Raw genomic sequence first — 24,040 nt, forward strand, 5'->3', positions numbered from 1 at the left:
ATCCCAACCCGTTCCGGGACGGCGTCGCCCTCCCGGCGACGGCCGGCGGGGAAGAGTTGATGCGGCATCAGGCGCGGATAGGGCGAACGGGACCATCGCGTCGGGCCATGCTGTCCGGCGTTGGTCTCGTGCTGATCTCCGGCGTCGCGGCCTGTGGCCGAAAGGAACAGAAGACCGCCGACCCCGAGGCTCCCGCCGGGCCGCCGGAAGGCTCACTCGAATGGGCCATCCAGGGGCCCTGGCGAGCCGCAGACCGGCCGCGCGACATCTATCGTCACCCACTGGAGACGCTGCGCTTCTTCGGCCTGCAACCGTCGATGCATGTGGTCGAGTTTTGGCCGGGCAGCGGCTGGTACACCGAGATCCTGGCCCCCTATCTCGCCAAGGGCGACGGCGAATACTACGGCGCGGGCTTCGCGACCGGACCGGGGACAGACCCTGCCCAGGCGGCCCTGGTCGCCAATTTCGAGCGCCGGTTCGGTTCGGACCGCAGGCTGTACGGCGACGTGAAGTTCAGCGCCTTCGGGTCCGGGACCGGACCCGTGGCGCCGGCCGGGACCGCCGACATGGCTCTGTTCATGCGTAACATCCACGCCTGGATGGCGGCGGGCATCGCCGAAAAAGCTTTCGCGGACGCCTATGCCGCCTTGAAGCCCGGCGGCGTCCTTGGCGTGGAGCAGCACCGGCTGGCTCCCGACGAGGATCAGGATCCGGCAGCCTCCAACGGCTATGTTCAGGAGGCGTTCGTCAAACAGCTGGCGGCCGAGGCCGGGTTCATCTTCGTCGCCGCCTCCGAGATCAACGCGAACCCGGAAGACACAAAGGACCACCCCTTCGGCGTCGAGACCCTGCCGCCGCGCCTCTTGACGGCGGCCCAGGGTGAGGCGCCCGATCCGGCGTTTGATTCCGCCAAATACCGCGCGATCGGCGAAAGCGATCGCATGACCTTGAAGTTCAGGAAGCCCGAGTGAACCGCGCCGCCGCCTTCGCAGCCAATGCACCGCTGATGGGCGTGCCCGGAGCCGCCGCCCCTCCCGGAGGGGTCGGCGAATGGTTTCGGGGCGCCGGGGGCCTGCGTCTGCGCGCTGCTCTCTGGACCCCGTCCGCCCTGGTCGCGCCGAAGCCGCGAGGCACTGTGGTGCTGTCGCCGGGCCGGACCGAGCCAATCGAGAAATATTTCGAGGTCATCGGCAACTTCCTCGCGCGCGGGTGGTGCGTCCTGGCCCACGACTGGCGCGGCCAGGGCCTGTCGGCGCGACTGCTGCCGGACCGGCTGAAGGGTCACGCCCGTGCGGTGGAGGAGTTCCAGGACGACTATGCCCGGCTTCTGGACGCGTTCGAGACGCGCGCGCCCAAGCCCTGGATCATGGTCGGCCACTCGATGGGCGGGGTGCTGAACCTGCTCTGTCTGGAGGCCGGCGAGACCCGGTTCGCCGGGGCGGTCCTGTCCAGTCCGATGCTGCGCATCAAGACCGGAAAACGGTCGATGTGGTCGGTCAAGCTGGCGGTGCGCTGGAACGTGCGCCATGGCAAGGCCGGCGACTTCGTGCTGGACGACGCTGACGATCCCTTTGACCATACCTTCGAGAAGGACGCACTGACGTCCGACGAGACCCGCTACGAACTGTGGCGTCAGCAGCTGTACGCCTGTCCGCACCTGGCGGTCGGCGGCCCCACCTGGGGCTGGCTGGCGTTCGGCATCGACGCGGGCGAACGATCGCTGAAGCCCAAGGCGCTGAAGTCCGTCCAGATTCCCTGCACCATCGTGCAGGCAGGCGACGACGACCGCGTCTGGAAACAGACCAACCGCTGGGCCGCCAAGCGGCTTGGCCGGGGTCGCTATGTCGAGATCGATCACGCCAAGCACGAGGTCATCATGGAGACCGATGACCTGCGGGCGATCTTCTTGAACGAGTTCGACGCGATGGCGGACTATGTCTCGCCGATCGCCGACCTGGGGCCGCCAAGGGCGGAATCCGAAGCGGTGGCCTGAGCCGCTGCTTCGGAAGCCTTGATCACATCGGGCGAGTGACGCTGCCGCCGATGTTGGCGATCACTTCGCGGGCGTCGAAGGCGTTGGCGTCGCCGGAAGGCTTCGCGCCGCGACCCATCACGATCTCGGTGGTCGCCTCGTAACGGTCGATCTGGCGAACGTCGAAGTCGTCACGGCCCCAGAACGGGTCGTTCCACCGGCTCCAGCCGCGCGGGCCGTAGTAGCGCCACGACGGGCCCCAGAACGGGCTGTAGCGGTTGAAGAACGGATCGCCGATCGTCTGGTAGCGGGTGTCGCGATCGGTGGCGCGATTGACCGTTGAGAACCAGTCGTAGCCGTTCTCGACAGTCAGTTCGGCCGAGCGCAGCAAGAGGCCCATCTCGACCTGGTCGCGCGCGGTGACCGAGTTGCCCGAGAAGCTGACGCGATAACGGTCATTCTCCAGCCGCTGCTCGGCATAGCCCCCGCGCTGGCCGTTGAAGCCGGCAGGGGCGTAGGCGGTGGATGTGGCGCAGGCAGCCAACGTCAGGGCCGAGGCGGCCACCACGAGAAGGGATTTGATCGAAGACGTCATTGGGGGCTCCTGAACTTGAGCAGAAAGTCCGTCATTTCACCTGAATGGCGCATGAACAGAGACGTTACGACAACTCACAAACCTCTATAATCGCGAAACAATCAGGACTGCGGCAATCAGAAGCAGGGAGCCGACGAAGACACCGAAGCCGCGCCGGAAACGAGGCTCGCCCATCCGCCGCGCCAGAACGGCACCGCTGAGACCGTAGGCGCTCATGGTCAGGACGTCCATGCCGATGACCGCGACCGCGAATAGGGCGAGTTGGGGTGCGGCGGGACGGTCGATATCGAGGAAGGGCGGCAGGACGGCGGTGAAGAAAAGCACCGCCTTCGGATTGGCGATCTGCACCAGGAAACCATCGACGAAGGCGGGTCGGCGCAGGTGGGTTCGGCCCTCGGTCGAGACCTCGCCCGGGGCAGGTTTGAACGCGGATCGGATCGAGGACGCGCCCAGCCAGGCGACATAGAGGGCGCCGGCGATCGCGACCCAGCGAAACACCTCGGGAAAAGCCGTCACCATGGCGCCGAGTCCAAGCGCGGCCGCGCCGAACCAGACCAGGGTCGCCACATTCATGCCGGCCACAGCGATTAGCACCGCCCGCTTGCCGCGCTCCATGCCGGTGGCGATGGAGAAAAGGTTAGCGGGTCCCGGCGTCACCGCCATGACCATCATCACGCCCAGGAAGACAACATAGAGATGCGGATCGACCGGCAGGGTGCTCACCGCGACAGACAGACCACCTGGGCGACTCGCAGGTCGCGGCGCAGGTCGTCCGAGACCCGGCCATAATTATCGACGGTTACGGGCTCGCCCAGCAACTGTTCGTCCGCCTGCTGTTCCCCCCGGATGGCGGGACCCAGGGTGTCGGGCGCGGTGGTGTAGAGCCGTCCCCGGCGCGGCGCCTCGGCGATGGTCAGGGCGACGACTCGTCCCCGCCTGTCCAGTACGGGCGCGCCGGACAGGCCCGCGAGCGTGCCCTCCAGCCCGGAGGTTCGCCCGACCTCGGCCCAGGCCAGCACCGGCTCGTCATGGGCGCCGCGTCCCCGGACCTTTAGCGTCTCGCGGCCGAGCAGGCGCGAGGTGACCTCGCCGGGCCTGCCCTGCGGGAAACCGGGATGGAAGGCTCTCTGGCCGACGTACAGGGGCGTATGGGTCGTGACTGGCAGGGCGGGCGGACCGCCGGCGGTGATCAGCAGGGCAATGTCGGCCCGGGGCGATAACCGCACATCGGCCGCCACGGCGCGACCGCCGCCGACGACCAGCGCCGGCCGACGACAGCCCTCGACGACATGGCGCGCGGTCAGCCAGCGCCCGCGTCCGGCGATCGAGAAGGCGGTTCCGGCGACAGGCTGGAAGGGCGCGCCCGGCGCGGTCACCGTCACCGACGGATCAAAGGGAGTGACGGGCCCCAGCAGTGCGCCCTCGATCTCGTCAGGCGGCGGGGGCGCGGGCGGGGCATCGGCGTTCTCGCGCCGACTGAGCGAACCCAGAACCAGGGCGAAGACCACGCTGGAATAGATCAGCCAGTCCGGTGGACGGGGAAAACGCATCCGCGCGAGCTCAGCCCGTCAGGGCGGCGGCGAGGATCAGGGCGGTCGCCAGCTTGGCCGACACCAGGAGCACGGCGGCGGAGATTTCGCCCTCCTGAATGCGTTGGGGCAGGCCGGTCAGGACCAGATCGACGATGCGGAAGGCCAGAAGCTGCAACACCAGGGTCGCCACGCCCCACAGGACGATATCCGCCACTGAGGTCGACACCGACATCGACACCGCCAGCGGAATGGCGAGGCCGAGCAGGACCCCGCCGAAGGCGACGCCGGCCGCGGCGTTGCCTTCCCGGATGAGGCTGATCTCCTTCCACGGCGTCAGCAGGGCGTAGATGACCGCTCCCGCGCCCAGCAGGCCGAAGGTGACCATGAGGTGGACGACCAGCACGGGGAATCCGCTGGCGAAGGCCTGGACCTCGGGGCTCGACAATGTGTCTGACAGGGAGGAGGGGGCCATGGCGGGCGGTAACGATCTCACGGTAAAGCCGTCGGACGCCGACGGAACGAAAGCAAAACTGCTTGCCTGATTGCCGCCCCAATCCGCAAGGACGTGGCGGACACACTGGATGACCAATGATTGCAGTCGCGTTACGCCAGACGGTATTGGGCGGCATGACCGAAGCCGCCCTCCCCCCCGTACTACCCACCGTCCTTGTCGTCGCCGTCGCCCTGATCGATGTGGACGGCCGGGTGTTGATCGCCCAGCGGCCCGAGGGCAAGGCTCTGGCGGGGCTGTGGGAGTTCCCGGGCGGAAAGGTCGAACCCGGCGAACGGCCCGAGGAGGCCCTGATCCGCGAACTGCACGAGGAGTTGGGCATCGACGTCAACGAGGCCTGTCTGGCCCCATTCGTCTTCGCGAGCCACGCTTACGAATCGTTTCACCTCTTGATGCCACTGTACCTGTGCCGGCGCTGGTCCGGCGTGGTCGTCCAGCGCGAGCACGCCGCCCTGGCCTGGGTGAAGCCGGACAAGTTGTCGGACTATCCCATGCCGCCCGCCGACGCCCCGCTGGTCGCCTGGTTGCGCGATCTTCTTTAAGGTTTCGCCCAACGGAGGGCCGAATGATGCGCCTGATCCGCCGGTTCCTGAAAAGCGACAGCGGCGCCACCGCCATCGAATACGGACTGATCGTGGCGATGATCTTCCTGGTGATCGTCGGTGCCGTCTCCCTGTTCGCCGGCAAGGCCACCGGCACGTTCGACAAGGTCTCGACCGCCGTGAGCGTCGCCACACGCTAGGCGATGGCGCTCCTGTGACGGATTGGGCCGTGGCGGTAAGGACCGCAGGCCGCTAAGGCTGCTGGCGATGTCGCGCCTTTTCGCCCTCCTCTTTTCGCTGCTGCTGTCGACAGCGCCGGCCCTGGCCCAGGCACCGGCGGTCAGCCGCGCGCCCGCCTTCGCCCAGTCCGGCCCCCAACGCACGGTGCGGATCGAGGCCGAACTGGTCCCGATGAGCCAGTGGGCCGCGCCCGGCTCCACCGCCATCGTTGCCGTCCGCCAGACGATAGAGCCCGGCTGGCACACCTACTGGCGCAATCCCGGTGATTCCGGCGGCGCGACCACCCTTGACTGGACCCTGCCCGCAGGCGTCGTTGCCGGGGACATCGTCTGGCCGACGCCCGAACGGCAACGTCTCCAGCACCTGATGAACTACGGCTACTCCGGCGAGGTGCTTCTGCCGGTGCCGATCGAGGTTCCGGCCCGCGCCCGTCCCGGCTCCACCCTGCCCGTCATCGTCCGCGCCCTGTTCCTGGTGTGCAGCGACGAGATGTGCGTGCCGGATGAGCTGACGCTCAGGCTCGACCTCCCGATTCGCCAGGGCGCGGCGCCGCTGGACCCCCACTACGGCGCCGCGATCCAGGCCGTGGTCGAGACCGCCCCCCGTCCCGCCGGCATCACCGCCCGGGCCGTGCTGGAGGGCCGGACGCTGCGCCTCTCCGCGACCGGCGGACCGCTCGCGGGCCTTGAGCCCCAACGCGCCTGGTTCTTCCCGTTCGAGACCGGCCTGATCGACCATTCAGCGCCCCAGCCGGGCGATCGGGGGCCGGACGGGGTGACCCTGAATCTGTCCGTCGGCGGCAAGCTGGCGGCCGAGGGGCTGACCGGGCCGATCGGGGGACTCCTCGTCACCGACGACGGCGCCTGGGAGATCGCGGCCGTTCCCGGCCCGGCCCTGGTGGGGGCGCGGGGCGGTGGCGCGCTCGACCTGTCTGAGCGGCCCGCAGGCGGCTCGCTGTCATCCTGGACGGGCTTCCTGCAGGCGGCGCTCCTGGCCCTGCTGGGCGGGCTGATCCTGAACCTCATGCCCTGCGTCTTCCCGATCCTGGCCATGAAGGCCGCCGCCCTGACCGCCGGCGCCCACGCGCCCGCAGAGGCGCGGCGAGACGGCCTGGCCTTTCTCGCAGGCGTGCTCACGACCTTCCTCGTCCTGGCCGGGATCCTGCTCGCCTTGCGGGCCGGCGGGCAGGCGGTGGGCTGGGGCTTCCAGCTTCAGTCGCCGGGCGTCGTGGCCGTCCTCGCCCTCCTGATGCTCGCCGTGGGCCTGAACCTGTCGGGCGTCTTCCATGTCGGCGCCGGTTTGCAGGTGGCGGGTTCCGGGCCCCTGTCACGGCTTTCCGGCGGGGTCGGCGCCTTCTTCACCGGCGTGCTGGCGGTGGTGGTGGCGGCGCCCTGCACCGCGCCCTTCATGGCCTTCGCCCTCGGGGCCGCCCTGCTGATGCCCTGGCCGATGGCGCTGGTCGTCTTCCTGATGCTGGGTCTGGGTCTGGCCCTGCCCTATGTGATCGTCAGCCTGTCGCCGCGTCTGCTGGCGAAGCTGCCTCGCCCCGGCCCCTGGATGGATCGGCTCAAGGGCCTGCTGGCCTTCCCCATGTACGGCGCGGGCCTGTGGCTGGTCTGGGTCTTCGCGCGGCAGGCGGGGGCAGATGCGCTGGGCGTCCTCTTCCTGGCGATCCTCTTCCTGGGTCTCGGCCTGTGGCTGGCGGGGGTCAATCAGACCTGTCGCGCGCAAGGCAGGGCCGGCGTGATCAGCGCCGTGACAGCGACCCTGTCCATCGTCGCCGCGATCGCCCTGACCGGCGTCGCCATCGGTCAGGCACGGGCGGAAGGCGGAGACGTCACGGCCGCGTCTGGTCCGCTGGCCTCGCAACCCTGGTCAGTGGAGGCCGTGGCGGCGGCCCAGGCCGAAGGTCGGCCGGTGCTGGTCAACTTCACCGCCGACTGGTGCGTCACCTGCAAGATCAACGAGCGGACCTCGCTGAGCTCCCCCAGGGTCGCCGAGGCCATGGCGGCGTCGAACGCGGTCTATCTGGTCGGCGACTGGACGCGACGAGATGACGCGATCACCCGCGAGCTGGAGCGCCGCCGACGCTCCGGCGTTCCGCTATACCTCCTCTATGCGCCCGGCTCGCCCGAGCCCCGCATCCTGCCCCAGCTCCTGACCGAAGGGGTCGTGATCGACGCCCTGGAGAGCGCCCGCCCCTGAGCCGACCCGAAGGAGACCGCCGCCGTGAACCGCCTGCCCATCCTCGCCGCCGTCCTTCTGACCCTTGCCGCCTGCCAGCAGGCCGAGGCGCCCGCCGCCGCTCCGGCGACCGGGGCGACCCCCGCCGTGGCGACGACCGGTCGGGCCCAGGTCGCCCCCGCCTTCACCCTGATCGACAGCGAAGGGGTCGCGCGTTCCCTCGCCGACTTCCGGGGCAAGACTGTCGTCATCGAATGGACCAACGAGGGCTGCCCCTATGTCCAGAAACATTATTCCTCAGGGGCCATGCAGGCCCTGCAGCGCGAGGCCGTCGCCGACGGCGTGGTCTGGCTGACCGTCATCTCGTCCGCGCCGGGCAAACAGGGCCATGTCGAGGGCGAAGGGGCCCGCGCCTGGTGGACCCGTAACAACGCCGCCTCGACCCATCTGCTGCTCGATCCCGAGGGAGCGGTCGGCAAGGCTTACGGCGCGATGACGACGCCCGACATGCGGGTGATCGACGGAGATGGCCGCATCTTGTTCACGGGCGGGATCGACGACCGTCCGACCAACACGGTCGAGGATCTGGAAGGCGCGAACAATTTCGTGCGCGCGGCGCTCGAGGACGTGGAAGCCGGCCGGCCCGTTCGCACGGCCTACGCCCAGCCCTATGGTTGTTCGATCAAATACCCGGAAGAGGCCTGATCAGACCTCGGGCTGGGGCGGCGCCGTGATGACCTCGACATTGTCGTTCAGCAGATAGGACAGTTCCGACAGGGCGGTGGCGCGGGCCTCGTCCGTGGCGGCGGCTTCCACAGCCCCGAGTTTAAGCGGGATGTCCTCGGAAATGCCGCGCAGGATGCATTTCAGGTCGCCGTCCGTGCCGCGCTCCTTGAGGATCAGATGTGCCTGCATGTCGAGAGCGGCGAGTTCCTGCGCCTCAAGCTTGAAGGCGTCGAAGTCGGTCAGCACGCCGTTCCAGCCCTCGACGACGGTCTTCAGGGCGCCGGCGCGGCTGACGATGTCGATGAACAGGGGCTCGGAGGCGACCGAGACCGGCGCTCCGGCCACCGCAGCCGGCTCGGCGGCGGCCAGGACCACATTGGGGTCGCTCAGCAGGAGGGCGGCGGCGATGGCGATGCCACAGGACATGGTGAACGACCTTTTCGCGAATCTACGATTGAACCGGTCTACGCCCCACCCGTAAACGAGACCTTGATTAAGGGGATATGTTCGCATGACCGACTGGACCGCCTTCGATGTCGCCGCGGCGCGGGATGCCGACGCCCTCATCGTCGACCAGTTCGCGGCTGACCCGGATCGGCTGGCTCGGATGACGGTCGAGGCGGCGGGTCTCTACCTCGACCTGTCCAAGCAGAGCTGGACAAAAGCCGCCTTCGAGACCTGTCTGGACCTGGCCCGTTCGGCCGGAGTCGAAGCGGCAAGGGCACGGCTGTTCGGCGGCGAGGCGATCAACTTCACCGAGGGCCGCGCCGTCCTCCACCCCGCCCTGCGCGCGGCGACGGGGGCCGACTTCCACGCCCTCGGCGAAGCCGTCTCCGCCGGGGTCGACGCCGTCCGCGCCGACATGGCCGCCTATGCGACCGCCGTCCGCTCGGGCGCCGAGACGGGCGCGACCGGCAAGCCCTTCAAGGCCATCGTCCACATCGGCATCGGCGGCTCGGATCTCGGTCCCCGTGTCGTCTGGGACGGGCTTCGTCCTGTCGACCCGCAGATCGACCTGCGCTTCGTCGCCAACATCGATCCGCGTGACATGGCCGAGGCCCTGACCGGCCTCGCTCCCGAGACGACCCTGGTCGTCGTCGTCTCCAAGACCTTCACCACCCAGGAAACCCTCGCCAATGCCGAGGCCGCCAGGGCCTGGCTGGCGGCCGGCCTGCCCGAGGCCGGCCGCGACAGGCATTTCATCGGGGTGACCGCCGCGCCGGACAAGGCCAAGGCTTTCGGCTGCGCCCGCACCTTCGCCTTCCGGGACTGGGTCGGCGGTCGTTACTCCCTGTGGTCAGCGGTCAGCCTGAGCTGCGTCATCGCCCTGGGGCCGGACGTGTTCGACGCCATGCTGTCCGGCGCTGCGGCCATGGACGAGCATTTCGTTTCGGCGCCGCTTGAGAAGAACGCCCCCGTCCTGATGGCCCTGGCCCAGATATGGAACGTCGACGGCATCAACCGGCCGGCCCGCACAGTCGCCCCCTACGCCCACGCCCTGCGTCGGCTGCCCTCCTTCCTGCAGCAGTTGGAGATGGAGTCGAACGGCAAGCGGGTGCATCGCGACGGCTCGCCCGTGAAGCGCCAGACCTGCCCCGTCATCTTCGGCGAGCCCGGCACCAACGGCCAGCACGCCTTCTTTCAGCAGATTCACCAGGGGCCGCAGGTCGTCCCGGCCGAGTTCGTCATTGTGGCGAAGACGCACGCCGACGCGCCTGAAAGCCCGCTGTGGTCGAATGCTCTGGCCCAGGGTCAGGCGCTGATGCTGGGCAAGACGACGGAGGAGGCGCGGGCTGAACTGATCGCCTCCGGCGCGGGTGCGGCCGAGGCCGACCGGCTGGCAACGCACAAGACCTTCCCCGGCAATCGACCCTCGACCGCCATCGCCATGGAGCGTCTGACGCCCGGGACGCTGGGCGCCCTTCTGGCCCTCTACGAGCACAAGACCTTCGTCGAAGGCGTGATCTGGGACATCAACTCCTTCGACCAGTGGGGGGTGGAACTGGGCAAGGTGTTGGCCAGGGCGATCTTGAAGGATGTCTCGGCCGGCGGACCGTCGGCGACGCTCGATCCCTCGACCGCGTCACTGCTCACCCGCCTGATGTAGAAACGGGCACCGAAGGGCCCGCTTCAGGTCTCAGTAGTTGCGCCAGCGGCGTTCGTCGCGCCGGTCGTCCCGGCGATCGTCCCGGCGATCGTCCCGGCGATCCGAGCGCCAGTCGCGGCGATCCCAGCCCCGCTCGCGGCTGTTGATGCCGTGCTCGCGTTCCCAGTGGCCGCGATTGCGCCAGCAGCGGCCGTCCCGCCAGTAGTCACAGTCGGAGCGGTATCCACTGTTGCCGTAACCGTAGCCCGAACCGTAGCTGTAGCCGTAGCTGCTCCCGCCATAGGAGCGATAGCCGCGACGGTCGTCGTCGCTGGCCGCCGCCGCGCCCAGAGCCGCCCCGGCCAGGGCTCCGCCGGCGACATAGCGATCGTCGCCGTCGCCGAGCACGGCGCCGGCGATCCCGCCGACGACCGCGCCGACCACCAGCCCTGCGACCACATCGCCGTCGTCATTCCGATCGTGCCGGTCATGGCCGCGACCGTAGTTCTGGGCGGCGGCCGGCATGGCGACGGCACTCAGGGTCAGGGCGGCCGCGCCGACAGCGATCATCCGAAACATCTTCATTCTCTGGCCCTCCAAGGCGGTCAGTGAAGCCTGCTCTCCCACCCGGGCGAACGGTGACCGACGAAATCCATTGCTGCGCTCGTGAACCTGAACGGCTGAATTGAATTCCCGTTCATCTGGCGTTCATCGAGCGCGCACGTCTTGACGCTGCTGGGCCGCGACCCTACTTCCGCTGCGCGTTAGCACTCGTGGGGCCCGGCTGCCAAAAGCCGCCTCCGAGCCGCGACGATGAACTTTTGAAGTCTTCACTGGAGAATACACAGATGGCGTTTCGTCCTCTCGGCGACCGCGTGCTGGTCAAGCGCGTGGAAGAAGAATCCAAGACCAAGGGTGGGATCATCATCCCCGACACCGCAAAGGAAAAGCCCCAGGAAGGCGAAGTCGTCTCCGTCGGCCCCGGCATTCGTGACGAGCGCGGCACGGTCAACGCCCTCGAACTGAAGGCCGGCGACCGCATCCTGTTCGGCAAATGGTCGGGTACGGAAGTAAAGCTTGAGGGCGAAGACCTGATCATCATGAAGGAATCCGACGTCCTGGGCGTGCTGTAAGCACACCGATCGTCCGACCTTCTTCAACGAATTCAATATTTAGGAGCTGCCTCACATGGCTGCCAAGATCGTACAGTTCAACACCGACGCGCGCGACAAGATGCTGCGCGGCGTCAACGTCCTCGCCAACGCCGTCAAGGTGACCCTGGGTCCCAAGGGCCGCAACGTCGTGATCCAGAAGTCCTTCGGCGCCCCGCGCTCGACCAAGGACGGCGTCTCGGTCGCCAAAGAGATCGAGCTGGAAGACGCCTTCGAGAACATGGGCGCCCAGATGATCCGCGAAGTCGCTTCGAAGACGAACGACAAGGCGGGTGACGGCACCACCACCGCGACCGTCCTGGCGCAATCGATCGTGCAGGAAGGCCTCAAGGCCGTCGCCGCCGGCATGAACCCGATGGATCTGAAGCGCGGCATCGACAAGGCCGTCACGGCCGTCCTCGCCGACATCAAGGCCTCGGCCAAGAAGGTCTCGAACAACTCCGAGATCGCCCAGGTCGGCACCATCTCCGCCAACGGCGACGTCGAGGTCGGCGAGATGATCGCCAGGGCCATGGAAAAGGTCGGCAACGAGGGCGTCATCACGGTTGAAGAGGCCAAGACGGCCGAGACCGAGCTGGACGTCGTCGAGGGCATGCAGTTCGACCGCGGCTATCTGTCGCCCTACTTCATCACCAACGCCGACAAGATGGAGGTTCAACTCGAAGAGCCTCTGATCCTGCTGTTCGAAAAGAAGCTGTCGTCGCTGCAAGCCATGCTCCCGATCCTGGAAGCCGTGGTCCAGTCGGGCCGTCCGCTGCTGATCATCGCCGAGGACATCGAGGGCGAGGCCCTGGCCACGCTCGTCGTCAACAAGCTGCGCGGCGGCCTGCGCGTCGCCGCCGTCAAGGCTCCGGGCTTCGGCGACCGCCGCAAGGCCATGCTGGAGGACATCGCCGTCCTGACCGGCGGCCAGGTCATCTCGGAAGACCTGGGCATCAAGCTCGAGAACGTCACCATCGACATGCTCGGCAAGGCCAAGAAGGTCACCATCACCAAGGACGACACCACCATCGTCGACGGCACCGGTGAGAAGGAAACCATCGAGGCCCGCATCGGCCAGATCAAGAAGCAGATCGAGGACACCTCCTCGGACTACGACAAGGAAAAGCTGCAGGAACGTCTGGCCAAGCTGGCCGGCGGCGTCGCGGTCATCCGCGTCGGCGGCTCGACCGAAGTCGAGGTCAAGGAAAAGAAGGACCGCGTCGACGACGCCCTGAACGCCACGCGGGCCGCGGTTGAAGAAGGCATCGTCCCCGGCGGCGGCATCGCCCTGCTGAAGGCGACCAAGGCGCTGGAAGGTCTTAAAGGCGACAACGCCGACCAGACCGCCGGCATCGCCATCATCCGTCGCGCCATCCAGGCCCCGATCCGTCAGATCGTCGAGAACGCCGGCGTCGAAGGCTCGATCGTGGTCGGCAAGGTGCTCGAGAACCCCTCGCTCACCTTCGGCTTCAACGCCCAGACGGAAGAGTACGGCGACCTGGTCGCCATGGGCGTGATCGACCCGGCCAAGGTCGTCCGCACCGCGCTGCAAGATGCTGCGTCGGTCGCCGGCATCCTGATCACCACCGAGGCCGCTGTGGCCGATGCTCCCAAAAAGGGCTCGGGCGGCGGCTCCGGCGGCATGGGCGGCGGCGGCATGGGCGGCATGGGCGACATGGACTTCTAAGCGGAAGGGCGGCGTTTACGCCGCCCGGACGCCCCGGCGCAGGCCGGGGTCCATGGCTCAGTCACCGACTGAAATGAAGAGGGCGGGTCCGGAAACGGACCCGCCCTTTTTCTTTGTCGGTCCGTCTGACGATAGAGCATCTCTTGGACGGCCCGGCGGTGCAGCTCCAGAATGAGCCGCCTCGTCTAGGCGACGAGTCGAACTGGCGGATAGAGCTCACTGGACGCCAATCGCTTTGCCGCCGCCTCAGGCGAAACGCGGCTATAAAACTGAGGCGGGTGAAACGCTCCGTGACGTCTCATTTCTTGCAAAGAGATTGGTGTTTTCAATGGTTGAACGTCGCCGATAATCAGAGCGGCCCCGGACTCCAGCCCGGCAAAGTAGCTATCAAACGCAGCCTTTGAGATGGACGCTTTGGGGCCATAGAGTTCCCACAGCTCAGCAATGGGAGCTTCGACGACCGTATCGATTTTCAGGAGCGCTACAATTTCTCCAACGGGCAGCGTCGAGTAGAGCCACGCTCGGGTTCCGTCTGCGATACGAGGCGCTCGGCGCCGGAGCTCCACCGACTTTGCCCCAGATACGATCGGGCGAGCGTACGTTGGCGAGACGGACAGCATGATCATGTCTTCACGTGGCATGCGGACGTCCGGCTCCAATAATCTTCGATGCGGTCTCTGCGTCGATTTCCCGACTGCGGACAAGGTTCGTTTTGTCGTCGACGCCGAGGACCTTCAGCTGAGCAAACGACACGGGCGTTGCGAAAGGCATAATGTTATCGAACCATACGGCAAGAACGGTCGTATCTTTCGTCAAACGGTTCAACGCTCGCCCACGCACGACAGCAGCTTGAAGTAGCTCCTCTGGTGCTCGATCCTTTTGGATCACTTCAGCCCGGCTAACTCGGGCCACCGCGATTGCGGCAGACCGCCCGAGGCCCTTTCCCGACTCGTAAAATATGATCGGTCGCCCCCGCACCAGGGTTGCCGCGTTCCGAGGCGATGAGAAATAGACGCGACGAGATCGGAGGGCGGCCTCGGGCTTCGGAAAAAGAGGTAGTTGGATCCCGCCCAATAGGTCGTCGGCCCAGACCCGCTGAATAGGAACGATTGCAGCCGAGCGGCCAGGCAGGAGGAAGAGGGCGGGCGAGAGAACCGACTCTAAATCTACCAAGCTGAGCGAGTTGGTGCGTCCGTCAGCTGTGAGCTCGATGGACTGTTCGTTATGCCCAAACGACGGCATTTGCGCTGGCACCTCCGCGTTCGCGCACGTGAGGAGCGCGCGTCGGCATTCCGCCCAAGAAGTCGGGATGACAGCAGTCCCGAGCGCGATCTTCTGTAGGCCAGAGCTACCCGCTTGAGCGAGGAAGCCGTTTGCAATCGCCGCGCGTCGAACCGTTGACTGACCGGGAACGTCGACGAGTTCGACCCGCGCCGGCCGTTTGCCGGCAGCCAGCCGGACATGATGCTCAAGAACATAGTCTGCGGCCGTTGCTATCGACGGATGGTGATCGTCGCCGGCGACGAGGACTCTAGCGAAGCCTTTGGGCCCAGCGGGCGCCTGATAGAGAGCTGCTGCGATCAGGTGACCGTCTTCTCGAACACCGACAGCGCTGAAGCGCTTATCGGCGGCGTCCTTTCTGCGAAACGATGCAAGGGCTTCCGCAGGGACGCCGCGTCGCACCAGGAAGTGCTCGAGATCAGCGTCGTGGACTTCCGCTCGAAAAAGAAGGTCGTGCTCCGCACGGACGGCCGCCATCGGTTGCGAGAACGTTGGAATAAGGGCGGCGAAGGCATCAGTCCCCCAAACGCTCAGCCCGTAGTCCGCCCGCAACTTCGAATCTGCCCGGATGATCGCTTTTTCGGCGGTGATCAGTCCATCGACGCCGGACAGAATGGCCTCGGCAAGGTGATGAAGATCAGACTCGTCTTGAGCGGAAAGGACGCCGTCTCGACATTGATCGGGGAAAACGATTGGCCCAAGCTCATCAACGATGCTCGCAATCTGCGCCGTCGGGGGAGGGCCGAGCGCCGGTAGAAGCCGCGCGAAAGCGAGAACAGGGTCGTCGATCCCCTTTGACGTCCGCTGGAGCTCCTTCACAAACTCGGCTGTGACCGCGACCCTGACTTCTCCCGCAAGAGCGGCGTTGATAATTTTTGCCGCTGCCGCGCTGGTCTTTCGCTGCCTGAGGACGTCGAAAAATACATTCACATCAAGGATGTAGAGGGCTTGCTCATCGAGCGAGGCTTCAGCGCCATCAAGAGTCGCGGACTTGGCCGCTCGATAGTTGAATAGTGAAGGAGAGGAGAGCTCCTTCGACCGGATCAGGATATCTCGCCCCCGGCTTCTGCCTCCGGGCTTGGTGCTTACATGCTCAAAGCCATGATTTTCATAAACTCGGTTGGCAGTGATCAGGTCGCTGGCGACGCGAGCTTTGATGAAGAGATAGCCTTGCGCCTCAGCTCGCTGAACGGCTGACCGGAGAAGACGAGACGCCAAGTGGTTGCCTCTGTACGCAGGCAGCACGCACAGTTGGACAACGCGAGCGTGTGGGAAGGCTCCGCTTACCCACACATGACCAGCATAGGACCGCTCTCCGTCCTCGTTCAGCAAGATCGTGATCTCGCCTTTTCGACTTGCTTGCTCGTAGGCGACAGGAGGCAAAAAGCCCAAAGCGTCTCGCTCTGCATCGGCCGCCGCTTGGACAGCATTTACGAATGAGAGGACCGTCTGCGGGTCTTGTTCGATTCTGAAGCCCATGGCGCTCCCCCGCCTACATAGGATCGAGGTTGAAAGCTGAGGTCAACCAAAGCTTGTGTGGACGCGGTTGAAGGCCGAACCCATCAACGGATCGGCCTGGAACCTCAATCGAATCAAGGCCCGGCTCTATTTAGAGCCCTTTTGCGCCCCCGTCGCCGTCCCCCTACAATCCGGCGCATGACCGAAGCGCCCCTGAACCGACGTCCACACAGGCGACACAACCCCGATGAGTGGGCCGAGATGAGGGCCCTCTATGTGTCCGGGGCGACGGCGAAATGCATCGCCGCCGAGTACGGCTGCTGCGAGCGGAAGATCTATGCGCGGGCGGGCAAGGAGGGCTGGCTGCGCCGGGACCTGAAGGCGGAAAAGCCGCCGATGACGCCGGAGGCGGCAGACGCGAAGGCGCGGGCGATCTCGGGCGTGGAGGCGGATGCGCCCGTTCGGGCGCTGAAGGCGGACGCGGACCTGTCGGTCGCGATGCGGGCAGCGGTGCGGACCACGGTCGGGATGCTGAGGGGCGGGGATACGACGCGGGCCTATGCCTATGGGCGGCTGGCGGCGCTGATGCTGAGGCTCGATCGGGCGCTGGGGGATGAGGCGGAGGCGTCGGCCGGAGGGCGGACGCCGCAGCAGGAGGCCGCGCTGGCGGCGATCCTGGCGCGGCTGGGGGCGGAGGGGTGAGTCAGGTGCGGGGGAAAGGCCCCCTCCGTCGCGGCGCGAAGGTGCGCCGCGCCACCTCCCCATCGCCAAGAGGCGACAGGGAGGAGACAGGAGGGGCGGAGTCCGGGTCGCCTTGTCGCCCCCACCCGGTCTCGCTGCGCTCGACCACCCTCCCCCGTGGGGGGAGGGAGAATGTCGAGGCGATGCATCCGGACGATCAGGCGGCCCTCGCCTGGGAAAGCGTGCTGCACAAGGGTCAGCGGGCGCCGGACGGCGACTGGCGGACCTGGGTGTTTCTGGGCGGGCGGGGGCGGGGAAGACGCGGGCGGGGGCGGAGTGGGTCTCGGATGTGGCCGCGCGGCTGGGGGCCGGGGGACGGATCGCCCTGGTGGGGGCGACGCTGCACGATGTGCGCGCGGTCATGGTCGAGGGGCCCTCGGGGCTGATGAACCTGCCGTTCCGGACGCCGCCGGTGATGGAGAGCTCGCTGAGGCGGCTGGTGTTTCCGGGCGGGGCGGTCGGGGTGATGCTGTCGGCGGCCGAGCCGGAACGGCTGAGGGGGCCGCAGTTCCATGCCGCCTGGGGGGATGAGTTCTGCGCCTGGGAGAGGCCGGAGGAGGTGCTGGCGATGTTGCGTCTTGGCGTGCGCTTGAAGAGCCCCTCCACCGCTTCGCGGTCCCCCTTCCCATCGCCAAGCGGCGATGGGGAGGAGACGGGGTGGACGCCAAAGCTTCTTCTCACCACGACGCCCAAGCCTTTGGCGGTGCTGCGGCGGGTGCTGGCGGAGGAGGGGTGCGTCAGGACCCATGCGCCGACGGGGGCCAATGCGGAGAACCTGGCCGAGGGGTTTCTGGAGGCGATGCAGGACCTGTACGGCGGGACGCGACGGGCGGCGCAGGAGCTGGACGGGGTGGTGCTGGAGGCCGAGGGGGCGCTGTTCACCTCGGTCGAGATGGCGCGGGCGCGGATGTTGGGCCGGTCCTGGATGCTCGGCGGGGCGAGGGAGGGATACGAACGGGCCGTCGTGGCGGTGGATCCGCCGGTCGGGACCCTGTCGGGCGAGGGCGGGGACGCCTGCGGCATCGTGGTGGTCGCGCGGGCGGCGGGGACGGCCTGGGTGCTCGACGACCGCTCGGTCAGGGGGCTGTCGCCGGCGGGATGGGCGGCGCGGGTCGCCAGGACGGCGCGGGACTGGGAGGCGGCCCTGGGCTGTCCGGTCCGGGTCGTGGCCGAGGGCAATCAGGGCGGGGACATGGTCGAGGCGGTGCTCAAGGGGGCGGGGGTGACCCAGGTCGTACGACGGGTGCAGGCGCGGGTCGGCAAGCGCGCCCGGGCCGAGCCGGTGGCGGCCCTGTATGAACAGGGACGGGTCGGGCACGTCGGGGAGCTGACCCTGCTGGAGGAGGAGCTGCTGGGGATGGGGGAGGCGGGGGCTGGCAGTCCCGACCGGGCGGATGCCCTGGTCTGGGCGGTGACGGACCTACTGATCGACGGGGGCGGGGTGGTGATCGCGAGGGCCCGGGTGCTGTGAGACGGGATTGTGACTCTTTGTCCATGTTCGGGCGCGGGCGATTGCGGACCGGCGTGCGGTCGTTAATGTTTCCGCCCTCAGGAAAAGGACTGTTTCACGCATGCGTCTTCGCTCCGTCTCGCTCGCCGCCCTTCTGGCCGTGATCGCCCCCGCCGCCCCCGTGCTGGCTCAAACGTCCGCCGCGCCGATGGCGGCGACCACGCCCCAGGCCGCCGAACTGAAGGCCGCCCCGGTGTCGCAGCTGGTCGCCGAGGTCGATATTCCGTGGACGCGGTTCACGCTCGACAACGGCCTGACGGTCATCGTGCACGAGGATCGCAAGGCGCCGGTGGTGGCGGTGTCGGTCTGGTACAATGTCGGCTCCAAGGACGAACCGGCCGGGTCGACCGGCTTCGCCCACCTGTTCGAACACCTGATGTTCGGCGGGTCGGAGAATGCGCCGGGCTCCTATCTGGGCCGGATGCGCAACCTCGGGCCGTCGAACCTGAACGGCACGACCTGGTTCGACCGCACCAACTATTTCGAGACCGTCCCGACCCCGGCGCTGGAACAGGCCTTGTTCCTGGAAAGCGACCGCATGGGCTATCTGCTGGGCGAGATCGGCCAGCCCGTGCTCGATCTGCAGCGCGGCGTGGTCCAGAACGAGAAGCGCCAGGGCGACAACCAGCCCTACGGCATGTTCGAATACGCCCAGCTGGAAGCCCTCTTCCCCGAAGGCCACCCCTATCGCCACTCGACCATTGGCTCGATGGCCGATCTGGACGCCGCCAGCCTGGAGACTGTGCGCAACTGGTTCCGCGAGAACTACGGCCCGAACAACGCCATCGTCGTCCTGTCGGGTGACATCGACGAGGCCACGGCGCGCCCGCTGATGGAACGCTATTTCGGCGCGATTGCGCGCGGCCCGGTCAACACCCCGGCCGAGGCGGACGTGCCGACCCTGGCCGCCCCGATCGTGGCGACCATGACGGACCGGGTGGCCACGACCCGTCTGACGCGCAGCTGGGCCGTGCCGGGCCTGCTCAGCGACGACGCCGTGCCGCTGTCGGTCGGCGCCCAGGTGCTGGGCGGTCTGGCCTCCTCGCGCCTCGACAACCTGCTGGTCCGCGACGAGCAGACGGCGGTGCAGGTGTCGTCGTCCCTGTCGGACTTCCACCGCATCGGCATCTTCGACATCTCGGTCAATGTGAAGCCGGGCGTGGATGCGGGCGAGGTGGGCCGTCGCCTCGACGCCATCGTCGCCGACTTCATCGCCCGGGGGCCGACCGAGGAAGAGGTCGCCCGCGTCGCCACCCGCTATGTCTCGGGCCGGATCCAGAGCCTGGAACAGGTCAACGGCAAGGCCAATGTGCTGGCCGAGGGCCAGCTCTATGCGGGCGATCCGGACCACTACAAGACCGAGCTGGCCGCCTATGCCTCGGTCACCCCGGCCCAGGTGACGGCCGCCATGCAGCGCTGGCTGACCCGTCCGGTGTTCGACATGACCATCGCGCCCGGTGAGCGCGAGGCCTATGTCGAGGCCGCCGCCCCGTCGGGCGCGGCCCCGGCTCCGGCCGCCGAGATCCAGCGCGTCGCCCGTGATCCGATGCCGGCCATCGGCCAGGTGCCGGATCTGGAGTTCCCTGCGGTCGAGCGCGCCGCCCTGTCGAACGGCATCAAGGTGGTCTACGCCCACGTCGATACCGTGCCCGTCACCCGCGTGGCCGTGGAGTTCGACGCCGGCTACGCCGCCGACCGGGCCGACCGGCTCGGCGCCCACGCCATGATGCTGGACCTGCTGGACGAGGGCACGACGACCCGCGACGCCAACCAGCTGGCCGAGGAAGAGGAACGTCTGGGCGCCTCGGTCAATGTCGCGGCCTCGATGGATCGGACCTCGGCCGAGCTGTCGACCGTCACCGCCAACCTGGCGCCGTCCCTGACCCTGTTATCGGACGTGGTGCGCAATCCGGCCTTCGCCCCGGCGGAGATCGAGCGCATCCGCGCCTCGCGCCTGTCGGGTCTGGCCAGCGAGAAGACCAACCCGAACGCCATCGCCGCCCGCGCCCTGCCGCCGCTGATCTATGGCGCGGACAGCCCCTATGGCCGGTCCTTCACCGGGTCGGGCGACGAGGCGACCCTGACGGCCCTGACGCGCGCCGACCTGACCGCCGAGCATGACGCCTGGGTGCGTCCGGACAATGCGACGATCTTCGTCGTCTCGGACCTGCCGCTGGCGCAGGTGACCGCGCAGCTGGAAGCCGCCTTCGGCGACTGGCGCGCGCCCGCGACGGCGAAGGGGACCAAGGACTTCGCCGACGCCGCCGTGCCCGCGCCGACCAACCGCATTGTCCTGATCGACCGTCCGCAGTCGCCGCAGTCGCTGATCTACGGCGGCGCCGTCCTGCCCGTCTCGGGCACCGACGACCTGCTGGCGCTGAACGCGGCGAACGTGACCCTGGGCTCGGACTTCCTGTCGCGGATCAACTCGGACCTGCGTGAGACCAAGGGCTGGTCCTATGGCGTGCGCGGCGGGGTCAACGCCCTGGAATACCGCGTCCCCTATATCGTCAACGCCCCGGTTCAGGCCAACCGCACCGGCGACTCGGTCGCGGCCCTGATCGCCCAGTACGACCGCTTCCTGCAGACCGACGGCGTCCAGCCGACCGAGCTGGAGCGGACCATCAACGGCAACACCCGGTCGCTGGCCGGCGGGTTCGAGACCTCGGGCCAGATCCTGGGCGCCCTGCGCTCCAACGCCCTGTTCGGCCGTCCCGACGACTATCAGGCCACGCTGGCCAGCCGCACCCGCGCGCTGACGGCCGCCCAGATGGACGAGGCCGCCCGCCAGGTCATCAAGCCCAACCAGTTCGTCTGGGTCGTGGTCGGCGACGCCTCGGTGGTGCGTCCGCAGCTGGAGGCCCTCGGCCTGCCGCTGGAAGTGCGTCCGGCGCAGTAGCGACCGGCGTCGGTCGGACATGAAGGGGGCGGCGAGCGATCGCCGCCCCTTTTTCCTGTGACGCCAACAGCCGGCGAAGGGCTGGCGATCGCGCGCCGGGCGGTTCCGGACCGACCCGGGCGGACACGCCGAACGTCCGTGAGGGGGTGGGAAAGGGACCCTGGATCACCGACCCCGCGCCAGCTCTGGCAGCCGTTTCAATAACGGGCGTGCGCGTGTTCCGAGGTCGCCGGCCAATCGGTCGACGGTTCTCCAGCCGAAAGCCGACCTTGAAGGAATGTGGTGGGTGGGAGTTCAAAACGCAGTTATCTCTGTCATCAAGGGGGAGCAATGACAGACACACGCAAACCGAGCGATGAGCTTGCTGAAGACTTTTTGGGCTTCGCAGGCCGTGAGGTAATCACCGCCAGGGACCTCCTGCTACGACCTTCGACGGTTCTGCGGGCATGGATGGAGGCGGGTCCCGAGGGAGGTGGCGCCTATGCCCGCCCGCTGCGCCTCTACCTCGGGCTCAATGCCATCTTGATGTTGATTCTGTTCTTGCAGGGTGGCGCCGGGTTCATTTTGGAGGGTATGCCGCCTGCAGTGATTGACCCGCTGATCGAACGGTCAGGCAAGTCGCAGGACGCTTTCGTGGCAGACGCTGACGGCTGGATGACTCTGGTCATGGTGCCCCTGCTGTCAGCCTTCTACGCATTGGCGGCAGCTCCTCTACTTCGTCTGTGGGACAAGGAAGATCTGGGATGGCGTAGAGGGTTCCGTGCCAGCTTTGGCTGGCTTTGTGCCTGGACCGTTCTGATGCTTCCTTTGGCGTGGTTCTCATACGGCACAGGGCCTAAAGCAGCGATGACATCCGCAGCAATCATGTTGCTAGGGGTAATTGCCTTCATTCGCATGGGACATGGGCGATGGTTCCGGTCGCGTATTGTAGGCGTATTCAAAGGCTTTGCGCTGATGCTTGCTGTGCAGATCGCGGCAGCATTCGGCGGAGTATTGGTTGGAATGGTCGGCGTTGTCGGAGCCCTGATCAGTCCTTGAGGACTGATTTTGCGTGAGCGGTCTTTTGCGTCCGCATTCCGGTGCAACCAACGGGGCGCGCAGGCCCCGAAAGCGCACCGGTCCAATGTCTGATTGGGGTGGAGCACGACATCAAAGCCAGGCCGAAAACCGGACATTGACCGCCAGGACTGAGAGCAGACCTCCCGAACCGCCGCATGGGGTGGGAACGGGACAGGGCGCCCCCACCCGCCCGGCCCGGTCAGAGGTGCAACTCGACTCCGGTCGGGATGATCGCGGTCCAGAGCAGACCGTCGCGGCCGAACTCCATATCCACCTCGCCGCCTGTCGCGCCTTCGAAGACCTTGGTCAGCAATAGCGAGCCGAAGCCCCCTTTCCGACCCGGAGCGAAGGCGGGGCCTGATGCCGGGGCAGGGCCGCCCCGTTCCCGCCACGACAGGCACAGTTGGTCAGGGCGGGTTTGAGCCCAGCTCACCGCTACCTTTCCGTCCCGTACGCGGAGGCTGCCGTGTTTGAGCGCATTTGTGCCGAGCTCGTGCACGGCCAGGGAGAGATAGGGAGCGAACTTGCCCGGCAGCAGCACTTCGGGCCCGTCCAGTTCCACGCCTTCCAGATGCGATAATTGTCGAGTCAGCAGGCCTTGCAGGGAAAACCGGTCGTCCGACATCGTCAGCAATGAGTCCTGGGCGTCCGCCAAAGCGACGAGCCGGGCTTCCACCGCTTTGATGAAGGCGTCTGGCACCGGTGTTGCACGCGCGGACTGGCGAACAATGGCCTGAACGACGGCGAACACGTTCTTGACCCGGTGCCCCAGTTCCTTCGCCAGAATTTCCAGCTTTGCCTCGTTCAACCTGCGTGCGGTGACGTCCAGCGCACTGGCGACCACACCCGGCCGCCCGTCCGGCAGGGTCGAGGGCGACGCCTGAATATCCCACCACGTCCTCCCGTCGCCGATCAGCACCGAAATCTCCTCGGTCTGCATATGACCGGTGTCGATGGTCCGGCGCAGGATGACCTCAAGCGGTCCTCCAACCTCAGGCCCCACGAATTCCGAAGGGGTCTTCCCGAGGCACTCAACAGGCACATTGTGCGCCCAGACGTACTTCAGCGTTTCGTCGTGCTCGGACATGGCCAGACCGGAGATGCTCGTCGCCAGCGCAAACCGGTCCGCAGTCGAGCGCAGTTGAACGAGGCTGTCATCCAGTTGGCGATTGCGGGCCAGAAGCGCCTCATCAGCGCGGCGGAGTTCGGTCGTATCCTCATTCACTCCGACCATGCCTGCGAAGACGCCGTCCTCATTGCAATACGGGCGAGCGCGCGTTTGCAGGATCCGCACTTCGCCGTCTGCTCGCCGGTATCGCCCCTCGCAGGTGAACGCGCGCTGAGCCGCCATCGCGGCTGCAAACGGCTCGAAAACCACGGCGTGATCCTCGGTGAGCAGACTGGAGCTCCAGTCGAAGACGCCGCACTCGTCGGGTTGCAAGCCCCAGAACTCACGCATGGCGCGGCTCAGAAAAACGCAACGGCCGTTGAGGTCTCCGCGCCACAACATTGCGGGAGACTCCTCAGCCAGCATGGCCAGGCTCAAGGTATCAAGCGTCGATGCGGTCAACGCGGGAGCCTGGCAAAGCCAGCAATCGTGTCAGGCACACCTGGCATCTTTACCCCTGTATAAGGTCAAGCTACGCGCGCCTGCCAAACGCCTTTTCGGGGACAATGGTTCATATCGGCATGTTGCTGAGGTTTCCGGTTTCTGCGGTCAACGTCCCCTGTGGGTGGTGGGCCGCCTTCTCAACGGCCCAAAGCTGCGGTTTCCCCACACTGCACGCGCTATCAATCCTGTCGCCACCGGACTGACCGCCCGCTAGGCTCCACGAGCTGACGTTTGAAGGCGGATCAGCCGCC

21 protein-coding genes are annotated in these 24,040 nt (G+C 67.2%); 13 read left to right on the plus strand and 8 right to left on the minus strand.

What is annotated here, in order from left to right; translation table 11 throughout:
• Positions 1 to 107 precede the first annotated feature (107 nt).
• On the plus strand, positions 108 to 971 hold the full coding sequence (locus ACP7AZ_RS10315; protein WP_426038569.1) for a class I SAM-dependent methyltransferase: 864 nt from the start codon (positions 108 to 110) through the stop codon (positions 969 to 971).
• Positions 968 to 1,993: an alpha/beta fold hydrolase gene (locus tag ACP7AZ_RS10320; protein ID WP_426038570.1), complete on the plus strand. Its 1,026-nt coding sequence runs from the start codon at positions 968 to 970 to the stop codon at positions 1,991 to 1,993. The genes ACP7AZ_RS10315 and ACP7AZ_RS10320 overlap by 4 nt, the downstream gene beginning before the upstream one ends.
• Positions 1,994 to 2,015: 22 nt before the next feature.
• Here ACP7AZ_RS10320 and ACP7AZ_RS10325 read toward each other — a convergent pair whose 3' ends face one another.
• The 4 genes from ACP7AZ_RS10325 to ACP7AZ_RS10340 form a co-directional block, all read right to left on the minus strand.
• Positions 2,016 to 2,567 (minus strand): CC0125/CC1285 family lipoprotein, encoded by a 552-nt coding sequence (locus ACP7AZ_RS10325; protein WP_426038571.1) that lies wholly within the window; start codon positions 2,565 to 2,567, stop codon positions 2,016 to 2,018.
• An 84-nt stretch (positions 2,568 to 2,651) separates the two neighbouring features.
• A complete protein-coding gene (locus ACP7AZ_RS10330) occupies positions 2,652 to 3,290 on the minus strand; it encodes a LysE family translocator (protein ID WP_426038572.1) in 639 nt (212 codons plus the stop codon).
• Complete coding sequence (locus tag ACP7AZ_RS10335) at positions 3,287 to 4,117, minus strand: S1 family peptidase (protein WP_426038573.1); 831 nt, start codon at positions 4,115 to 4,117, stop codon at positions 3,287 to 3,289. Before ACP7AZ_RS10335 ends, ACP7AZ_RS10330 begins: the two co-directional genes overlap by 4 nt.
• 10 nt (positions 4,118 to 4,127) lie before the next feature.
• On the minus strand, positions 4,128 to 4,571 hold the full coding sequence (locus ACP7AZ_RS10340; protein WP_426038574.1) for a DUF350 domain-containing protein: 444 nt from the start codon (positions 4,569 to 4,571) through the stop codon (positions 4,128 to 4,130).
• A 155-nt stretch (positions 4,572 to 4,726) separates the two neighbouring features.
• On the opposite strand from ACP7AZ_RS10340, the gene ACP7AZ_RS10345 reads away from it, so the two are divergent.
• From ACP7AZ_RS10345 to ACP7AZ_RS10360, 4 genes are all read left to right on the plus strand, one after another.
• A complete protein-coding gene (locus ACP7AZ_RS10345; protein WP_426038723.1) occupies positions 4,727 to 5,152 on the plus strand; it encodes a (deoxy)nucleoside triphosphate pyrophosphohydrolase in 426 nt (141 codons plus the stop codon).
• Between the two features lie 23 nt (positions 5,153 to 5,175).
• On the plus strand, positions 5,176 to 5,352 hold the full coding sequence (locus tag ACP7AZ_RS10350; protein ID WP_426038575.1) for a Flp family type IVb pilin: 177 nt from the start codon (positions 5,176 to 5,178) through the stop codon (positions 5,350 to 5,352).
• A 67-nt stretch (positions 5,353 to 5,419) separates the two neighbouring features.
• The gene (locus ACP7AZ_RS10355) at positions 5,420 to 7,597 is read left to right on the plus strand and encodes a protein-disulfide reductase DsbD family protein (RefSeq protein WP_426038576.1); all 2,178 of its coding nucleotides are present in this window, start codon (positions 5,420 to 5,422) and stop codon (positions 7,595 to 7,597) included.
• Positions 7,598 to 7,621: 24 nt separating this feature from the next.
• The gene (locus ACP7AZ_RS10360) at positions 7,622 to 8,281 is read left to right on the plus strand and encodes a redoxin family protein (protein WP_426038577.1); all 660 of its coding nucleotides are present in this window, start codon (positions 7,622 to 7,624) and stop codon (positions 8,279 to 8,281) included.
• Here the strand turns inward: ACP7AZ_RS10360 and ACP7AZ_RS10365 are convergent, their stop codons facing one another.
• The gene (locus tag ACP7AZ_RS10365) at positions 8,282 to 8,728 is read right to left on the minus strand and encodes a hypothetical protein (RefSeq protein ID WP_426038578.1); all 447 of its coding nucleotides are present in this window, start codon (positions 8,726 to 8,728) and stop codon (positions 8,282 to 8,284) included.
• Between the two features lie 85 nt (positions 8,729 to 8,813).
• On the opposite strand from ACP7AZ_RS10365, the gene pgi reads away from it, so the two are divergent.
• Complete coding sequence (gene pgi, locus ACP7AZ_RS10370; RefSeq protein ID WP_426038579.1) at positions 8,814 to 10,409, plus strand: glucose-6-phosphate isomerase; 1,596 nt, start codon at positions 8,814 to 8,816, stop codon at positions 10,407 to 10,409.
• 30 nt (positions 10,410 to 10,439) lie between these two features.
• Here pgi and ACP7AZ_RS10375 read toward each other — a convergent pair whose 3' ends face one another.
• Positions 10,440 to 10,973, minus strand: a complete 534-nt coding sequence (locus ACP7AZ_RS10375) for a hypothetical protein (protein ID WP_426038580.1) — start codon at positions 10,971 to 10,973, stop codon at positions 10,440 to 10,442.
• A gap of 263 nt (positions 10,974 to 11,236) precedes the next feature.
• Here ACP7AZ_RS10375 and groES point away from each other — a divergent pair, with 263 nt between their 5' ends.
• Complete coding sequence (gene groES / locus ACP7AZ_RS10380) at positions 11,237 to 11,521, plus strand: co-chaperone GroES (protein WP_426038581.1); 285 nt, start codon at positions 11,237 to 11,239, stop codon at positions 11,519 to 11,521.
• A gap of 55 nt (positions 11,522 to 11,576) precedes the next feature.
• Entirely contained in the window at positions 11,577 to 13,229 is a 1,653-nt protein-coding gene (gene groL / locus ACP7AZ_RS10385; RefSeq protein ID WP_426038582.1) for a chaperonin GroEL, read from the plus strand.
• Positions 13,230 to 13,859: 630 nt separating this feature from the next.
• On the opposite strand, the gene ACP7AZ_RS10390 is transcribed toward groL, so the two are convergent.
• On the minus strand, positions 13,860 to 15,989 hold the full coding sequence (locus ACP7AZ_RS10390; RefSeq protein WP_426038583.1) for a GNAT family N-acetyltransferase: 2,130 nt from the start codon (positions 15,987 to 15,989) through the stop codon (positions 13,860 to 13,862).
• A gap of 177 nt (positions 15,990 to 16,166) precedes the next feature.
• Between ACP7AZ_RS10390 and ACP7AZ_RS10395 the strand changes: the two genes are divergently transcribed.
• From ACP7AZ_RS10395 to ACP7AZ_RS10410, 4 genes are all read left to right on the plus strand, one after another.
• Positions 16,167 to 16,670, plus strand: a complete 504-nt coding sequence (locus ACP7AZ_RS10395; RefSeq protein WP_426038584.1) for a hypothetical protein — start codon at positions 16,167 to 16,169, stop codon at positions 16,668 to 16,670.
• 328 nt (positions 16,671 to 16,998) lie between these two features.
• Positions 16,999 to 18,180: a terminase large subunit domain-containing protein gene (locus tag ACP7AZ_RS10400; protein ID WP_426038585.1), complete on the plus strand. Its 1,182-nt coding sequence runs from the start codon at positions 16,999 to 17,001 to the stop codon at positions 18,178 to 18,180.
• Between the two features lie 100 nt (positions 18,181 to 18,280).
• Positions 18,281 to 21,118, plus strand: coding sequence for a M16 family metallopeptidase (locus tag ACP7AZ_RS10405; RefSeq protein WP_426038586.1), 2,838 nt, complete (start codon positions 18,281 to 18,283; stop codon positions 21,116 to 21,118).
• Positions 21,119 to 21,448: 330 nt separating this feature from the next.
• Positions 21,449 to 22,156 carry a hypothetical protein gene (locus tag ACP7AZ_RS10410; RefSeq protein ID WP_426038587.1) on the plus strand — a complete coding sequence of 236 codons (708 nt, stop codon included), beginning with the start codon at positions 21,449 to 21,451 and terminating at the stop codon, positions 22,154 to 22,156.
• A 220-nt stretch (positions 22,157 to 22,376) separates the two neighbouring features.
• Here the strand turns inward: ACP7AZ_RS10410 and ACP7AZ_RS10415 are convergent, their stop codons facing one another.
• Positions 22,377 to 23,747, minus strand: coding sequence for a PAS domain-containing protein (locus ACP7AZ_RS10415; protein ID WP_426038588.1), 1,371 nt, complete (start codon positions 23,745 to 23,747; stop codon positions 22,377 to 22,379).
• Positions 23,748 to 24,040 lie beyond the last annotated feature (293 nt).

The organism is Brevundimonas sp. DC300-4 (assembly GCF_049897365.1).
In the GTDB taxonomy this organism is placed as follows: domain Bacteria; phylum Pseudomonadota; class Alphaproteobacteria; order Caulobacterales; family Caulobacteraceae; genus Brevundimonas.

Excerpts from the sequence above, each read along its gene's own strand:
- groL (WP_426038582.1), top strand. The coding sequence starts at position 11,577 with ATGGCTGCCAAGATCGTACAGTTCAACACCGACGCGCGCGACAAGATG.
- ACP7AZ_RS10335 (WP_426038573.1), bottom strand. The coding sequence starts at position 4,117 with ATGCGTTTTCCCCGTCCACCGGACTGGCTGATCTATTCCAGCGTGGTC.
- ACP7AZ_RS10315 (WP_426038569.1), top strand. The coding sequence starts at position 108 with ATGCTGTCCGGCGTTGGTCTCGTGCTGATCTCCGGCGTCGCGGCCTGT.
- ACP7AZ_RS10365 (WP_426038578.1), bottom strand. The coding sequence starts at position 8,728 with ATGTCCTGTGGCATCGCCATCGCCGCCGCCCTCCTGCTGAGCGACCCC.
- groES (WP_426038581.1), top strand. The coding sequence starts at position 11,237 with ATGGCGTTTCGTCCTCTCGGCGACCGCGTGCTGGTCAAGCGCGTGGAA.
- ACP7AZ_RS10355 (WP_426038576.1), top strand. The coding sequence starts at position 5,420 with ATGTCGCGCCTTTTCGCCCTCCTCTTTTCGCTGCTGCTGTCGACAGCG.
- ACP7AZ_RS10410 (WP_426038587.1), top strand. The coding sequence starts at position 21,449 with ATGACAGACACACGCAAACCGAGCGATGAGCTTGCTGAAGACTTTTTG.
- pgi (WP_426038579.1), top strand. The coding sequence starts at position 8,814 with ATGACCGACTGGACCGCCTTCGATGTCGCCGCGGCGCGGGATGCCGAC.
- ACP7AZ_RS10395 (WP_426038584.1), top strand. The coding sequence starts at position 16,167 with ATGACCGAAGCGCCCCTGAACCGACGTCCACACAGGCGACACAACCCC.
- ACP7AZ_RS10405 (WP_426038586.1), top strand. The coding sequence starts at position 18,281 with ATGCGTCTTCGCTCCGTCTCGCTCGCCGCCCTTCTGGCCGTGATCGCC.
- ACP7AZ_RS10350 (WP_426038575.1), top strand. The coding sequence starts at position 5,176 with ATGATGCGCCTGATCCGCCGGTTCCTGAAAAGCGACAGCGGCGCCACC.
- ACP7AZ_RS10390 (WP_426038583.1), bottom strand. The coding sequence starts at position 15,989 with ATGGGCTTCAGAATCGAACAAGACCCGCAGACGGTCCTCTCATTCGTA.
- ACP7AZ_RS10325 (WP_426038571.1), bottom strand. The coding sequence starts at position 2,567 with ATGACGTCTTCGATCAAATCCCTTCTCGTGGTGGCCGCCTCGGCCCTG.
- ACP7AZ_RS10345 (WP_426038723.1), top strand. The coding sequence starts at position 4,727 with ATGACCGAAGCCGCCCTCCCCCCCGTACTACCCACCGTCCTTGTCGTC.
- ACP7AZ_RS10340 (WP_426038574.1), bottom strand. The coding sequence starts at position 4,571 with ATGGCCCCCTCCTCCCTGTCAGACACATTGTCGAGCCCCGAGGTCCAG.
- ACP7AZ_RS10375 (WP_426038580.1), bottom strand. The coding sequence starts at position 10,973 with ATGAAGATGTTTCGGATGATCGCTGTCGGCGCGGCCGCCCTGACCCTG.